Raw genomic sequence first — 13,625 nt, 5'->3', positions numbered from 1 at the left:
GGCACCCCCAAATTCAGCGGCCATGCGCCGCCACCAAGGATACCGCACATGAACCCCATCCCTTCGTCGATCAGAAATACCAGCCGCCCCGCCCCCACCGTCACGCGTACGCGGCGTGGCGGGCTGTTCGGCACGACCGGCCTCGCGCGGTTCGCCTGGCTGATCGGGATCAGCCTCGCGGGCACGATCGCGACGCGCCCGGTCGAGGCGCAGACGCTGCCGACCGGTAGCGAAGTGGTGGCGGGCCAGGCGAGCATCGCGACCGGCACCAAGTCGCTCACCGTGACGCAGACCAGCGACCGCGCGGCGATCAACTGGCAGTCCTTCTCGATCGGCAAGGGCAAGAGCGTCGTCTTCGAGCAGCCCAGCAGCAGCTCGGTCGCGCTGAACCGCGTGCTCGGGTCGGACCCCTCGGTGATCCTCGGCAATCTGTCGGCGAACGGGAAGGTGTTCCTGGTCAATGCGAACGGCATCCTGTTCGGCCAGACCGCGAACGTGAACGTCGGCGGGCTGGTAGCCTCGACGCTCAACATTTCCGACGCCGATTTCCTCGCGGGCAAGACCAGTTTTGCGGGCACGAGCGGCGCGAGCGTGCAGAACGACGGGACGATCACCGCGAAGAACGGCTATGTCGCGCTGCTCGGCGCGAACGTCGGTAACGGCGGCACGATCAAGGCGCATTTCGGTACGGTCGTGCTGGCGGGCGGCGAGGCGATCACGCTCGACGTCGCGGGCGACGGGCTACTCAACGTCGCGGTCGACAAGGGCGCGGTCGGCGCGCTGGTCCGCAACGGCGGGCTGATCCGGGCCGACGGCGGCAAGGTCGTGATGACCGCGCAAGGCGCCGGCGACCTGCTCCACACCGCGGTCAACAACACCGGCATCGTCGAGGCGCGCACGTTGCAGAACCGCGGCGGCACGATCCTGCTGCTCGGCGACATGAAGACCGGCACGGTCAGCGTCAGCGGCGAACTCGACGCAAGCGCGCCGGTCGGCGGCAATGGCGGCTTCATCGAGACGTCGGCCGCGACCGTCAACGTCGCGGACAGCGCCAAGGTGTCGACCTTCGCGCTCGGTGGCATGACCGGCATGTGGCTTATCGATCCGCAGGATTACGTGATCGGCGCAGGCGGCAACATCTCGGGCGCGACGCTGTCGGCACAGCTCGTCACGACCAGCATCACGATCAGCACGCTCCCCGCGGCAGGCGACACGACCACCGGCAACGGCGACATCTTCGTCAACGACGCGGTCGCGTGGACTGCCTCGGGCGTGCCGACGACGCTGACGATGAACGCGTTTCGCGACGTCAACATCAACGCGCCGATCACCGCGACCAACGGCAACATCGTCGCCTGCTGTGGCCGGGACGTGAACGTCAACGCGGACCTGACCACGACCAATGGCAGCATCCTGCTCAACGCCGGCCGCAACGTGCAGGTGTTCCACGCGATCACCACGACCGACGGCAACATCGCCTTGTGCGCGGGCCATGACGTGATGATCGACGCCGCGGTGACGCTGACCCGCGGCACGACGATCCCGGCGCAGAGCCTGGGCCTGCCGGTCGGCCTGACGCTGATCGCGGGGTCGGACGGCACCGGGCCGGGCGTCAACGGCGGCACGATCGTGTTCTCCGCGCTGTCGCCGCCGACCACGGTCACCGCGGCGCCGGTATCGATCAACTACAACCCCGTCTCGTACGCGACCCCCACCGACTTCTCGACCGAGTTCGTCCTGACCGAGGGCGCGGCAATCACCCAGCGGATGCTGCTGTTCCCGACCGCGCAGAAGGTTGCGGACGGCACCAATGCGGCGGTGCTGAGCGGGTTCAATACCAACGGCACCTCGGGCACGCCGACCGGCGTATCGCTGGTCGCCGGCCCGAATGCGACCGCGACGTTCGACAGCACCGGCGAAGGCACAGGCATCGGCGTGAGCTTCACGGGCTATACACTGACCGGCGCGAACGCGGATCGGTATGCGCTGGCGAGTTCGTGCTGCGTAGCCGGGTTCCGGACGACGGGGACGATTACGGCTGCTCCGGCACCAGCGCCTGCTCCGGCACCTGCGCCCGCTCCTGCACCCGCGCCCGCTCCAGCACCGGCGCCTGCTCCAGCACCGGCGCCTGCTCCAGCACCGGCGCCTGCGCCAGCACCAGCACCTGCGCCCGCTCCGGCACCAGCGCCTGCTCCGGCACCTGCGCCCGCTCCAGCACCTGCGCCTGCTCCAGCACCGGCGCCTGCTCCAGCACCGGCGCCAACGCCAACGCCAACGCCAACACCGACACCGACGCCAACGCCAACACCGACGCCAACGCCGACACCGACGCCGACGCCCGTTCCGGACCTGCCCAACGCGACGCGGCCGTTCCTGGAGGTGCCACCGGTGCCAGTGCGTGTGCCGACGCCGCCGACGATCGAGGTGGTGCATGGTGGCGTGACGTATCCCACCCCCGAACGGCCTGGCACCGTGATCGTCGAAACACCCGAATCGCCGCCGGTCGTGCAACCGGTCGTCGATCGCCCGTTCGTGCAGCCGACGCCGCCCAATACGCCCGCCGTGCCGAACTATCCGCGCAAGCAGGCGCGTCATTGAGATGATCGGCAGGCCGGGGCGCCGCGTCTTGGCGCGGCCCCGCCGGTTTGCGCGCTGGCAGGCGGTGCTCGCCTGGGTGATCGTGGCGAACGGCATCGCGGTGCCCGGCATTGCGGCACCAGTTGGCGCGGCGCCGGTTGGGGCAGCACCAGTTGGGGCAGCGGCGCCCGCGCCGGTGTCGATCGCTGCCGCCGTAGCGCCGGACGATGCCGGCCGGTTCGGCGACGGCGCGACGTCCGACGACGTGCGCGACACGGTCCACTGGGTGTCGGCCTCGCATGACAACCACGCGTTGCCGTTCGTCGTGATCGACAAGGTGAACGCGGTCGTGCTCGCGTTCGACGGCCGCGGCAATCTGCGCGGGCGGGCACCGGCATTGCTCGGGATGGCGCGCGGGGATGCCACCGTGCCGGGCATCGGCCAGCGCAAGCTCGCGACGATCACCCCGGCCGAGCGCACCACGCCGGCGGGACGTTTCGAGGCGTCGCTGGGCCGCGATTTCGAGCAGGATATCCTGTGGATCGACTATGACGCGGCGTTGTCGCTGCACCGCGTGATCAAGGGTCGCCGCGTGGACGACCGCGCCGGACGGCTCGCGTCGCCGACACCGAGCGACAACCGGATCTCGTACGGCTGCGTGAACGTGCCCCCCGGATTCTACGACGGCGTGGTGAAGCCGCTGTTCACCGGGACCGTCGGGATCGTCTACATCCTGCCCGAGACCAAGCCGCTGCGGAGCGTGTTCGCGATCCCGACCAAAGTCACCGGCTGACCCAGGCTGATCCTCCCCCGCCAGGGGGAGGTGGCACCGAAGGTGACGGAGGGGGCGGAACGCGCAACCGATGTTGCCCTTACCTCCCCCTCCGTCCGGCAAGTGCCCGCCACCTCCCCCTGGCGGGGGAGGCTCAGACTTTGCGTCACTGGCACCAGGGCCGTTCGCGATACCATTTCGTCAGGACGTATTTCACGCCCTGCTCGACGGGCATGCCCTGGTGGAGCGACACCGGATTCGGCGCGCCATATTCGTCCATGTTGTTCCAGACCACCAGATTGCCTGCTTTCGGCGCGATCATCACGCCTGCGGTCGGGTAATTCGTCCGGCCGCCGGCCTCGGGTTCGTTGAGGAAGGTCATCGCCGACCAGGTCCGCTGGCCACCCATCGCCATCTGGTCCAGCCAATAGGGCTGCCCGGTATCGAAGAAGTCGTGATGCGGCTTGAACTCCTGCCCCACCGCATAGCGTTGCCCCTGCAGCGCCTCGCCGTAGCGCGGCTCCAGCCCGGTCAGCAGGTCGAGCTTGGTCTCGACCGCGGTGACCGGCGCCGGGCCAGGATAGAGATAACATGTCTCGCTGGTGCGATGCGACGACACCGGGGCATCGCCCACGACCGGCGACGGCACGCGATTGGCCTCGATGAGCGCGATCAACGCAGCACACTCGTCGAGCGTCAGGAAATCGCGGACGATGTAGAGTTCCATGCCATTCGCCGGCATCCGGACCGCACCGGGATAGCACAGGAGCCGATCGCGGACCCGTGCCGCCGCATCCGCCCTGCCTAGCGCCTCGATGTGGCCGTCGCGACGATCGTTCGATGAAGCGCCCGAAACGGTGCCCGGGACATCAAGATTCGCCATAAAGTCCGCACTGCTCACGAGAATCACGATGTAGATTACTGCATTAAATTATAATGCAGATTAAGATTCTTACAACGCGCATCCTTCTGCGATATCTGACGTTTATCTTGTACGACCAACATAGGTTAGGCCGGTTGCGCGACTACATCGCGAACCGCAGCCCTCATGGATGCGCATAAGTCGCACCTACCGAAGAGTTCGGGAACATCCCCCGCTCCGCTGCCGGCGTGAGCCCTGGGTGACGCGATTGAACGACATCGGCGGAGACTTACCATGAACCCGAGACATCTCGTGGGCGCGGGACTGCGGTCCGGCGTGCGCGCACCCTTGGCGGACAGACCGCGCTCGACCGCCGCGTTCCAGCGTGGCGCCACCTGCGCGATGGCAACGGCGATCACCGCAGAAGCGCAGGACCAGCGTGTCTCGCAGCGGATCAAGGACCGGCAGACCGAGCGCTATCGGTAGGCGCTCGCGGGTCGCGCCCTGACCGTCAGGCGCACCGACCGATGCTTTCCACTTCTGCTCTTGCTCGTCCTCGCGCCTCGCGGGGCCAGGATAGTCATGTTCAAAAACATTCTCGCCGGCGCTGCTGCGTCACTGCTCGCGCTGGTTCCCCAGCCCGCCGCTGCCCAGCGTCTCATCCTGCCGGGCGCGCTCTTGCTGGCCGGTTACCGCGCGACTTGCGGGCCGGTGGATACGATGATCAAGCCGATCGACGACATCGCCGCCGCGTATAAAGGCCGCATCATCCTGCACCCCCGCGTGCTCGACCTGCCGCGCGCACAGCAACTTTTCTGGTACACGCACGAATGCGCTCACCAGATCTTTGGTCCAGGCGAAGCCGCTGCGGATTGCTGGGCCGTCGGGCAGGGCAAGCTACAGGGCTGGCTGACGCGCGACGAACTGGGCAGGCTTGGCGCGTCGATGCGCGATTTTCCGGGCGATGCGACACACGACGACGGGCGAGTACGGATGGCGAAGATGGAGCAATGTTTCGCAGCGTGACGCGGTGAGCGCCGTCGCTGTCGGCAGCCCTCAGCCCTGTGGCCGGGACTTGCCGGCCTTGGCCATCTGCTGTCCCTGCGCACGACAGTTCGCGCCGATCATCGGATAGGGGACGTCGGTGTTCTGTGCCAGCTGGTCGGGCAGCGCCGCGCGGCACTGCGCCATAGTTTCGTAGCGTGCGGGAATGACGCGAGCCTCGGTGCAATTCACATTGCCGTCGCCGCAACCCATGATGGCCATGACGTAGAACAGCGGTTCCATTTCACTCTCCGGTTGCGGCACACCGTTGCGGCGCGACGTGTCGATAAAAGCGACGAAGTGGCAGGAATGTTCCCCCAACTGCTTTCGCCGGGACTTGACCGCGCCTACATCGCATCGATCCATGCCCCCTGATACGTACACCTCCACCCGCGCGGACCAGCCCCTGCTGCCGACGCTCCGCCGCTTCCTGCCATTCCTGTGGCCGGCGGGGCAGCCGAAGCTCAAGGCGCGGATCGTCGTCGCGATGCTGCTCGTGATCGCGTCGAAGCTGATCCAGGTTTTCGGCGCGGCGTTCACGCTGAAATACGCGGTCGACCGGATGGCGGGGAACGACCGCACCGCGCTGACTTTGGTCGTGCTGCTGGTAGTCGGATACGCGGCGTCGCGGTTCGGGACGACGCTGTTCGACAATCTGCGCAATGCGGTGTTCGAGCGCGTCGGGCAGGATGCGTCGCGGCGGCTGGCGGCGCAGGTGTTTCGCCATCTGCATGCGCTGAGCCTCGATTTCCATCTGTCGCGCCGCACGGGCGCGGTCACCAAGGTGGTCGAGCGGGGGACCAAGAGCATCGATACGATGCTGTATTTCCTGCTGTTCAACATCGCGCCCACCGTGTTCGAGCTCGTGCTGGTGCTCGGGCTGTTCTGGACCAAGTTCGGCTGGCCGCTGGTCGTCGCGACCGTGGTGATGGTGGTCGGCTATATCCTCTTCACGCGGATGGTGACCGACTGGCGCAATGCCTTGCGCGCGCGGATGAACGACCTCGATACCGGCGCGGTCGCGCATGCGGTGGATTCGCTGCTGAACTTCGAGACGGTGAAGTATTTCGGCGCGGAGGAGCGCGAGGCGCGGCGCTACGATAGCGCGATCACGGCGTATTCCGAGGCGGCGGTGAAGAGCGAGAACTCGCTCGCGTGGCTCAACCTCGGCCAGGCGCTGATCACCAATGTGATGCTGGCGGGCGGCATGGGTTTCGTCGTGTGGCGATGGAGCCGCGGCGAGGCGTCGGCGGGCGACGTGGTGTTCGTGTCGACGCTGCTGGCGCAGCTGTTCCGGCCGCTCGACCTGTTGGGGATGGTGTATCGCACGATCCGGCAGGGTGCGCTCGACATGGCGGCGATGTTCGACCTGATCGATACGCCCGCGACCGTGGTGGATGCGCCGGGTGCGCCTCCGCTGGCGGTGAGCGCGGGGCATGTCCGGTTCGAGGGGGTGTCGTTCGGGTATGATGCCGGGCGGCCAATCCTGCGCGATCTCGAGCTGGACGTGCCGGCGGGATCGACGTTGGCCGTCGTGGGGCCGTCGGGGGCGGGCAAGTCGACGCTCGCGCGGTTGCTGTACCGGTTTTATGACCTGACGGGCGGGCGGATTACCGTGGACGGGCAGGATATTTCGGAGGTGCGGCAGGCGTCTTTGCGCGCCGCGATCGGGATCGTGCCGCAGGATACGGTGCTGTTCAACGACACGATCGGGTACAATATCGCCTATGGCCGCGAGGGGGCCGAGATGCCTGAGGTCGAGGTTGCCGCCAAGGGCGCGGCGATTGCCGGGTTCATCGAGCGGCAGCCGCTTGGGTATGAGACGCGGGTCGGCGAGCGCGGGCTGAAGCTGTCGGGCGGCGAGAAACAGCGCGTGGCGATTGCGAGGACGCTGCTGAAGAACCCGCCGATCTTGATTTTGGACGAGGCGACTTCGGCGCTGGATAGCCGGACCGAGGCTGAGATCCTTGATACGCTCGAGGCGATCGAGCGCGGGCGCACGACGATCGTGATCGCGCATCGACTGTCCACCGTGGTGCACGCGGACCAGATCGTCGTGCTGGAGGCGGGGCAGATCGTCGAGAAGGGTACGCATGCGGACTTGCTGCGGCAGGGCGGCGTGTATGCGGAGATGTGGAACCGGCAGGCGCAGGAGCGGGCTGGGGATGACGATGGGGCGCTGGCGGCGGAGTAACGGCGTCGGGGTAGTCGTGAGGAATGCTCGCCACGCCCTTCGTAACGTCAGATACTTGCGGTCTTTGGCGCATAAATACCCCCGTAAATACCCCCGTAAATACTGGGGCGGCCGCGTTTCACCGGTAGCTTACCCCTCCTTGTTCTCCCGCGAAGGCGGGAGCCCAGTCTGGGTCCCCGCCTTCGCGGGGAAACACGGAAGTGAAGAGTGTGAGTCCACCCAAAACACCACCCCGGCGGAGGCCGGGGCCCAATTGGGGGACGTTACTAACGGATGACAGCGCGTCGTCATTGCCGCCTTTCCACTTGGGCCCCGGCCTCCGCCGGGGTGGGTGGTTTGGGTGCCGGGTGGAGCGTTAAAGACGAGCAGCGTATCGTACGCCGCCCCTTCTATTCCCTCGCGAACGCGGGCCGCCAGGAATCACGGGCAATGCCGCTGCTGGGTCCTGTTCCCCCGCTTTCGCGGGGGAACAGAAGAGAGCGGGGACTAGGGGCGCTCGCTACGCTGGGATCGCCGGATCCAGTTCCCGCAACCGTGCCTTGATCGCTGCCGAATATTGGTAGATGTGCGTCAAATCCGACAGCAAATGTCGCGTTTCGTCCTTGCCCGCGAACATCCCGAGATACTTGGTGGTGATGCCGTTGAAGTGCATCCGCGCGACCGTCTTGCGATTGTTGTCGTCGAGCAGGATGGCGCAATAGGACTTCGCGTCGCGCACGATCACGCGCTTCGGGTCGACCAGGCGCGAGGCGATCGCCTGGATGATGTGGAAGCCGGAAATCTCCTCCTGCGTGGTGACGATGCCATCGCCGTCGGAGGGGTCGTCGGACGCCCCCGGCGGCAGGTCCTCGACCGGGCTCGACGCCTTCAGCGCGGACGACAGCCGCTCGTTGACGAAATCGCGGATCAGTGCGGCAATCGCCGGGGCGAGAAGCGTGGCGATCGGACCGATCGCGGATCATGCATTGCGGCGGCGGTGAACGGACCCTAGGTCCGGGGCGATGGCACTCGACCCCCTTCCCGATCTTCAGCGCATCTTTGGTTTTCCCGATTTCCGCGGGGTGCAGCGCGATGTCGTCGATCGGGTGCTCGCGGGGCAGCGGACGCTGGCGGTCATGCCGACGGGTGCGGGGAAGTCGCTGTGCTATCAGTTGCCGGCGACGATGCTGGAGGGGACGTGCGTGGTCGTCTCGCCGCTGATCGCGCTTATGCATGACCAGTTGCGGGCGGCGACTGCCGTTGGGATCAAGGCGGCGACGTTGACGTCGGTCGATACCAATCGCGAGGAGACTATCGCTCGGTTTCGGGCGGGCGATCTGGACCTGCTGTACGTCGCGCCGGAGCGGGCTTCGAACGAGAGTTTTCGCAACCTGCTGAGCCAGGCCAAGCTGTCGCTCTTTGCGATCGACGAGGCGCATTGCGTCAGCGAGTGGGGGCATGATTTCCGGCCGGACTACCGGTTGCTGCGGCCTCTGCTCGACAGTTTTCCGGATGTGCCGCGCCTCGCGCTGACCGCGACCGCCGACGCGCATACGCGCGCGGATATCCTGGAGCAGCTGGGGATCTCGCAGGAGGGGCTGATCGTGTCGGGGTTCGATCGGCCGAACATCCGCTATGCGATTTCGGGGCGCGACAACGTCAACCGACAGATCGCCGACATCCTCGAGAAGATCCCGGGGCCGGGCATTGTGTACGCGCAGACCCGCGCGGCGACCGAGAAGCTGGCGGAGGCGCTGGGGCGGAGCGGGCGGCCGACGCGGGCGTATCATGCCGGGCTCGATCCGCAGGTGCGCGCGAAGAACCAGGCGGATTTCGTTGCGAGCGAGGATATGGTGATCTGCGCCACGGTCGCGTTCGGGATGGGGATCGACAAGCCCGATGTGCGGTTCGTCGCGCATGCCGGGCTGCCGAAATCGATCGAGGCTTACTATCAGGAAACCGGGCGCGCGGGACGTGATGGCGACCCGGCGATCGCGCATCTGTTCTGGGGTGCGGAGGATTTCGCGCGTGCCCGGCAGCGGATCGGCGAGGTCGAGCCCGAGCGGCAGGCGGGTGAGCGGCAGCGGCTGACCGCGATGGGCGGTCTGGTCGAGACGGCCGGATGTCGGCGGCGGATCCTGCTCAAGCATTTCGGCGAGGAGCGGCTCGAGGATTGCGGGAATTGCGACAATTGCCTCGGTAACGTCGATGCGGTGGATGCGACCGAGACGGCGCGGAAATTCCTGTCGGCGGTGTTCCGCACCGGGCAGATGTTCGGGGTCGGGTATATCGAGGGCATCCTGACGGGGGTGTCGTCGGAGCGGAGCCTGATGAACGGGCATGAGGCGCTGTCGGTGTACGGGATCGTCGATGGCGACGAGGTGGCGTTGCTGAAGCCTGTATCGCGCGCGCTGATGCTGAAGGATGCGCTGCGCACCAATCCGCATGGGGGGCTGGAGTTCGGGCCGGCGGCGAAGGCTATCCTGAAGGGCGAGGCGGCGGTGTCGATCGTCGTGCCGCCGAAGCGCGAGCGGCGGCGCAAGGGCGCGGTGGGCGCCACGCCGAACCCGGTCGACGATCCGCTGTTCGAGGCGTTGCGCGTGCGGCGGCGCGATCTGGCGAAGGACGCGGGCGTTCCGCCGTATGTGATCTTCCACGACTCGGTGTTGCGTGACATTGCGCGGCAGCGACCATCGTCACGGGCCGAGCTTAGCCTATTATCAGGCATTGGCGCGCGGAAACTCGACGCCTATGGGGATGCCTTCCTCCAGGTGATCCGCGAGTCCGCATGATACGGCATATAAACGAAAGTATTTCGGTCGCGCCGCAGATCGCGGTCGAGCAGGTCGCGGAGATCGCTGCGGCTGGGTTCAAGACCATCGTCAACAATCGGCCGGACGACGAGGATGCGGGGCAGCCTTCGGGTGACGCGATCCGCGCGGCGGCGGAAGCGGCTGGGCTGAAGTACGTCGCGATCCCGGTGACGCATGCGGGGTTCTCGCATCCGCAGATCGACGCGATGACGCAAGCGTTGACGGATTCGGACGGGCCTGTGCTGGCGTATTGCCGGTCGGGGACACGGAGCTGCAATTTGTGGGCGCTGGCGGCGGCGAAGGCGGGGCGGAATCCCAACCTGCTGCTCGCGCAGGCCGAGGACGCCGGGTACGACCTGCGTGGTATCCGACCGATGCTGGACGCGCTCGCAGGGCCGCGATGACACCTGCGATCGTCGGCGGCATCGTGGCCGTCGTTGTGCTGCTGCTCGGCGGGGTCGTGTGGGTCGTCGTGCGGATGCGGCGGGTCGTGAAGATCGAGACTCCGGAAGAGGCGGCGGATGCGGCACAGGCGCAGCTTCGCGGGTTTGCGGTGGCGGGTGCTGTCGTGGGTGCGGATGGTCAAGGTGCGCTGGCGATTGCGGATGACGGGCGCGTTGCTGCGGTGAAGCGGATCGGGAAGCGGCTGGCTGTGCGCGAGGTATCCTGGCGGACGGTGCGGGCTACGCAGGAGGGGATCCTGGTGGAGACCGGGGATAAGGCGCTGGGGGCGGTGATGTTGGCGCAGGTCGACGTGCTGGATATCCGGCGGTTGGCGCCGAAGAGCGTGCGGGTTTAGGCGCGGGTGTTTCGGTCGCCGTCGCGGCTTTAGCTTCCCACTACGCGGCCTCTCCATCACCCCGCGCCCCCCCGTTCGTCCCGAGTAGCTGCTGAGCTTGTCGAAGCGGCGTATGGAAGGATGGGTTGGTGCATGGGACCTGTGCTTCGATACGCGCCCTCGATACGCTCCTGACGGAGCTACTCGGTCGCTACTCGGCACGAACGGGTTGGGGTGAAAGCGATTTTTCCCGGATGACAATCGCTCAGTGGACATTCCGCGCCGGCCGAGGCCGGGGTTTAATTGGCGAGGTTGAGGTAACAAGGGACCGCCCGTCGTCATCGACGTCCCCCAATTGGGCCCCGGCCTTCGCCGGGGTGGTGCTGGCGCTTAGGACATTAGGGGCGAACAGAGTCGGGAGTGACACTCTTCTGCTCCCCTTCCGCTTGCGGGAGGGGTCGGGGGAGGGGTTAGCCTCATGGGCCGGACGCCGGTACGTACGTCGGCCCCTCCCCTAACCCCTCCCGCAAGCGGGAGGGGGATTTAACCGTCGTCGCTTTGCTTGGCTCTGGGCTCCCGCCTTAGCGGGAGAACAGAGGAGGTGTGCTCACCTCTCCTTGAACTCGATCGAAGTACCACTTCGATCGACATAAAAAATGGCCCGGTGTGTTGCCACACCGAGCCAAGGTTGTCCGCAGGAGGAACGTCGTGGGTGCGGGCTCGTGCGGCCCGCTACCGAACTGGTCAATCGTAGGCGCGTTCGCCGTGCTCGCCGAGATCGAGGCCTTCGCGCTCGACTTCCTCGGAGACCCGCAAGCCGGTCAGCGCCTTGGCGATGAAGATCGCGATGACGGTGCCGACAGCCGCCCAGACGATCGTGGTTGCAACAGCAGCGACCTGGACGAAGAGCTGGTGGCCCATGTCGAAATCGGGCTTGCCGGGGCCGCCGAACGCCGGGGCGTAGACGATGCCGGTGCCGATCGCGCCGATCATGCCGCCGATGCCGTGGATGCCGAACGCGTCGAGCGCATCGTCATAGCCGAGCTTCGGCTTGAGGAAGGTCACCGCGTAATAGCAGACCACCGAGGCGACCGCGCCAAGGATGATCGCGCCGAACGGGCCCGAGTTGCCCGCCGCAGGCGTGACCGCGACGAGGCCGGCGATGATGCCCGAGCAGAAGCCCAAAGCCGACCCCTTGTGCCCGTTGACGCGCTCGACCAGCATCCAGGCGAGGCCCGCCGAGGCAGTGGCGACGAAGGTGTTGATCATCGCGAGCCCGGCCGAGCCGTTCGCCTCGAGTGCCGAGCCGGCGTTGAAGCCGAACCAGCCGACCCAGAGCAGCCCGGTGCCGATTCCCGTCATCGTCAGCGAGTGCGGCGCCATGCGATCGGTGGGGTAACCGAGTCGCTTGCCGAGGATCAACGCGGCCACCAGCGCCGAGACACCGGCGTTGATGTGGACCACGGTGCCGCCGGCGAAATCGAGCGCACCCATCTTGAAGAACTTGCCGCCCGATGCCCACACCATGTGCGCGACCGGGAAATACACGATCGTCAGCCAGACCGCGGCGAAGACCATCACGGCCGAGAACTTCATCCGCTCGACGACCGAGCCGAGCACGAGCGCGACGGTGATCGCGGCGAACGTCATCTGGAAGCAGATGAAGACATATTCGGGGATCGCGACGCCGGCGGTGAAGGTGGCCGCGGTCGAGTCGGGCGTGATGCCGCGGAGCAGCGCCTTGCCGAAGCCCGAGATATACTCGCCGCCGCCGTCGCCGAACGCCATCGTGTAACCGTACATGACCCACAACAGCATCGCGAGACACGCGACTGCGCCGATCTGGGTCATCGTCGACAGCATGTTCTTGGCGCGGGTGAGACCGCCGTAGAACAGCGCGAGGCCAGGGACGATCATCATCAACACCAGCAGCGTCGACGTCATCATCCAGGCGGTGTCGCCCTTGTTCACGGTAGCAACGACGGGCGCGACCACCGGTGCGGCTGCGGCCTGTGCCCAGGCGGGTGCGGCGGCGATCATCGTCGCGCCGAACCCTAGAGCCGCGACGGCGACCTTCTTCAAATCATGCTTCATCTCGTCCCCCCTCAGAGCGCTGAATCGTCAGTTTCGCCGGTGCGGATCCGCACTGCCTGGCCGACGTCGAGCACGAAGATCTTGCCGTCGCCGATCGCGCCGGTGTTCGCCGATGCCTGGATCGCCTCGACCACGCGGTCGGACAGGCTGGCGGCGCAGACCACCTCGATCTTGATCTTCGGCACCATGTTGGTGCTGTACTCGGCCCCCCGATAGATCTCGGTCTGGCCCTTCTGACGGCCGAACCCCTTGACCTCGGTGACCGTCATGCCCGCCACACCGATCGTGGTGAGCGCTTCGCGCACCTCGTCGAGCTTGAACGGCTTGATGATGGCAATGACGAGTTTCATCGCGCCCCCTTCCCCAGTTGTATGAGGGGAGCCTCGCAATGTGCGTGCCAGTTGCGGTGCGGAGGGGTGAGGTGTGCTCGGAGAGCGGATAGCGAAGGTTTTGGGGTTAAAACTTGTGCAGTGCGGTGCGGGTGCCTGTTTTATGGGCAACCGCTACACCTT

Annotated in this window: 14 protein-coding genes; 9 read left to right on the top strand and 5 right to left on the bottom strand. The window is 66.6% G+C overall.

The genetic code is table 11. The features are described 5' to 3' along the window. Positions 1-48 precede the first annotated feature (48 nt). Both BM244_RS07195 and BM244_RS07190 read left to right on the top strand, forming a co-directional pair. Positions 49-2,598 (top strand): two-partner secretion domain-containing protein, encoded by a 2,550-nt coding sequence (locus BM244_RS07195; RefSeq protein ID WP_093398312.1) that lies wholly within the window; start codon positions 49-51, stop codon positions 2,596-2,598. Positions 2,599-2,626: 28 nt separating this feature from the next. Beyond that, complete coding sequence (locus BM244_RS07190) at positions 2,627-3,370, top strand: L,D-transpeptidase (RefSeq protein ID WP_254784334.1); 744 nt, start codon at positions 2,627-2,629, stop codon at positions 3,368-3,370. Positions 3,371-3,515: 145 nt separating this feature from the next. Here BM244_RS07190 and BM244_RS07185 read toward each other — a convergent pair whose 3' ends face one another. Then, the gene (locus BM244_RS07185; RefSeq protein ID WP_093398311.1) at positions 3,516-4,232 is read right to left on the bottom strand and encodes a prolyl hydroxylase family protein; all 717 of its coding nucleotides are present in this window, start codon (positions 4,230-4,232) and stop codon (positions 3,516-3,518) included. A 273-nt stretch (positions 4,233-4,505) separates the two neighbouring features. Between BM244_RS07185 and BM244_RS07180 the strand changes: the two genes are divergently transcribed. Together BM244_RS07180 and BM244_RS07175 are read left to right on the top strand one after the other, a co-directional pair. Continuing rightward, positions 4,506-4,697: a hypothetical protein gene (locus BM244_RS07180; RefSeq protein WP_093398310.1), complete on the top strand. Its 192-nt coding sequence runs from the start codon at positions 4,506-4,508 to the stop codon at positions 4,695-4,697. A 96-nt stretch (positions 4,698-4,793) separates the two neighbouring features. Continuing rightward, positions 4,794-5,237 (top strand): hypothetical protein, encoded by a 444-nt coding sequence (locus tag BM244_RS07175; RefSeq protein ID WP_093398309.1) that lies wholly within the window; start codon positions 4,794-4,796, stop codon positions 5,235-5,237. Between the two features lie 30 nt (positions 5,238-5,267). On the opposite strand, the gene BM244_RS07170 is transcribed toward BM244_RS07175, so the two are convergent. Continuing rightward, complete coding sequence (locus BM244_RS07170; protein ID WP_093398308.1) at positions 5,268-5,498, bottom strand: hypothetical protein; 231 nt, start codon at positions 5,496-5,498, stop codon at positions 5,268-5,270. A 121-nt stretch (positions 5,499-5,619) separates the two neighbouring features. On the opposite strand from BM244_RS07170, the gene BM244_RS07165 reads away from it, so the two are divergent. Continuing rightward, a complete protein-coding gene (locus BM244_RS07165) occupies positions 5,620-7,449 on the top strand; it encodes an ABCB family ABC transporter ATP-binding protein/permease (protein ID WP_093398307.1) in 1,830 nt (609 codons plus the stop codon). Positions 7,450-7,948: 499 nt separating this feature from the next. Here BM244_RS07165 and BM244_RS07160 read toward each other — a convergent pair whose 3' ends face one another. Further along, positions 7,949-8,173: a hypothetical protein gene (locus BM244_RS07160; RefSeq protein ID WP_093398306.1), complete on the bottom strand. Its 225-nt coding sequence runs from the start codon at positions 8,171-8,173 to the stop codon at positions 7,949-7,951. A gap of 40 nt (positions 8,174-8,213) precedes the next feature. Here BM244_RS07160 and BM244_RS07155 point away from each other — a divergent pair, with 40 nt between their 5' ends. Genes BM244_RS07155 through BM244_RS23030 form a run of 4 tightly spaced genes read left to right on the top strand, consistent with a single transcriptional unit; the run spans position 8,214 to position 11,040 of the window. After that, a complete protein-coding gene (locus BM244_RS07155) occupies positions 8,214-8,429 on the top strand; it encodes a hypothetical protein (RefSeq protein ID WP_175518120.1) in 216 nt (71 codons plus the stop codon). Positions 8,430-8,450: 21 nt separating this feature from the next. Continuing rightward, a complete protein-coding gene (recQ, locus tag BM244_RS07150; protein ID WP_093398304.1) occupies positions 8,451-10,220 on the top strand; it encodes a DNA helicase RecQ in 1,770 nt (589 codons plus the stop codon). Next, on the top strand, positions 10,217-10,645 hold the full coding sequence (locus BM244_RS07145; protein WP_093398303.1) for a protein tyrosine phosphatase family protein: 429 nt from the start codon (positions 10,217-10,219) through the stop codon (positions 10,643-10,645). The genes recQ and BM244_RS07145 overlap by 4 nt, the downstream gene beginning before the upstream one ends. After that, positions 10,642-11,040: a hypothetical protein gene (locus BM244_RS23030; RefSeq protein ID WP_093398302.1), complete on the top strand. Its 399-nt coding sequence runs from the start codon at positions 10,642-10,644 to the stop codon at positions 11,038-11,040. The genes BM244_RS07145 and BM244_RS23030 overlap by 4 nt, the downstream gene beginning before the upstream one ends. 723 nt (positions 11,041-11,763) lie before the next feature. Here the strand turns inward: BM244_RS23030 and BM244_RS07135 are convergent. After that, positions 11,764-13,113 carry an ammonium transporter gene (locus BM244_RS07135; protein WP_093398301.1) on the bottom strand — a complete coding sequence of 450 codons (1,350 nt, stop codon included), beginning with the start codon at positions 13,111-13,113 and terminating at the stop codon, positions 11,764-11,766. Between the two features lie 11 nt (positions 13,114-13,124). Further along, the gene (locus BM244_RS07130; protein ID WP_056053652.1) at positions 13,125-13,463 is read right to left on the bottom strand and encodes a P-II family nitrogen regulator; all 339 of its coding nucleotides are present in this window, start codon (positions 13,461-13,463) and stop codon (positions 13,125-13,127) included. Positions 13,464-13,625: the final 162 nt, after the last annotated feature.

This window comes from Sphingomonas sp. OK281, from assembly GCF_900115295.1.
In the GTDB taxonomy this organism is placed as follows: Bacteria; Pseudomonadota; Alphaproteobacteria; order Sphingomonadales; family Sphingomonadaceae; genus Sphingomonas.
The sequence above is the reverse complement of the archived record's forward strand: the minus strand, read 5'-3'. Positions and strand labels throughout refer to the sequence as shown.

Bases quoted from the DNA above. Each gene is read 5' to 3' on its own strand.
- BM244_RS07195 (WP_093398312.1), top strand. From the start codon at position 49: ATGAACCCCATCCCTTCGTCGATCAGAAATACCAGCCGCCCCGCCCCC.
- BM244_RS07185 (WP_093398311.1), bottom strand. From the start codon at position 4,232: ATGGCGAATCTTGATGTCCCGGGCACCGTTTCGGGCGCTTCATCGAAC.
- BM244_RS07180 (WP_093398310.1), top strand. From the start codon at position 4,506: ATGAACCCGAGACATCTCGTGGGCGCGGGACTGCGGTCCGGCGTGCGC.
- BM244_RS07175 (WP_093398309.1), top strand. From the start codon at position 4,794: ATGTTCAAAAACATTCTCGCCGGCGCTGCTGCGTCACTGCTCGCGCTG.
- BM244_RS07170 (WP_093398308.1), bottom strand. From the start codon at position 5,498: ATGGAACCGCTGTTCTACGTCATGGCCATCATGGGTTGCGGCGACGGC.
- BM244_RS07165 (WP_093398307.1), top strand. From the start codon at position 5,620: ATGCCCCCTGATACGTACACCTCCACCCGCGCGGACCAGCCCCTGCTG.
- BM244_RS07155 (WP_175518120.1), top strand. From the start codon at position 8,214: ATGTGGAAGCCGGAAATCTCCTCCTGCGTGGTGACGATGCCATCGCCG.
- recQ (WP_093398304.1), top strand. From the start codon at position 8,451: ATGGCACTCGACCCCCTTCCCGATCTTCAGCGCATCTTTGGTTTTCCC.
- BM244_RS07145 (WP_093398303.1), top strand. From the start codon at position 10,217: ATGATACGGCATATAAACGAAAGTATTTCGGTCGCGCCGCAGATCGCG.
- BM244_RS23030 (WP_093398302.1), top strand. From the start codon at position 10,642: ATGACACCTGCGATCGTCGGCGGCATCGTGGCCGTCGTTGTGCTGCTG.
- BM244_RS07135 (WP_093398301.1), bottom strand. From the start codon at position 13,113: ATGAAGCATGATTTGAAGAAGGTCGCCGTCGCGGCTCTAGGGTTCGGC.
- BM244_RS07130 (WP_056053652.1), bottom strand. From the start codon at position 13,463: ATGAAACTCGTCATTGCCATCATCAAGCCGTTCAAGCTCGACGAGGTG.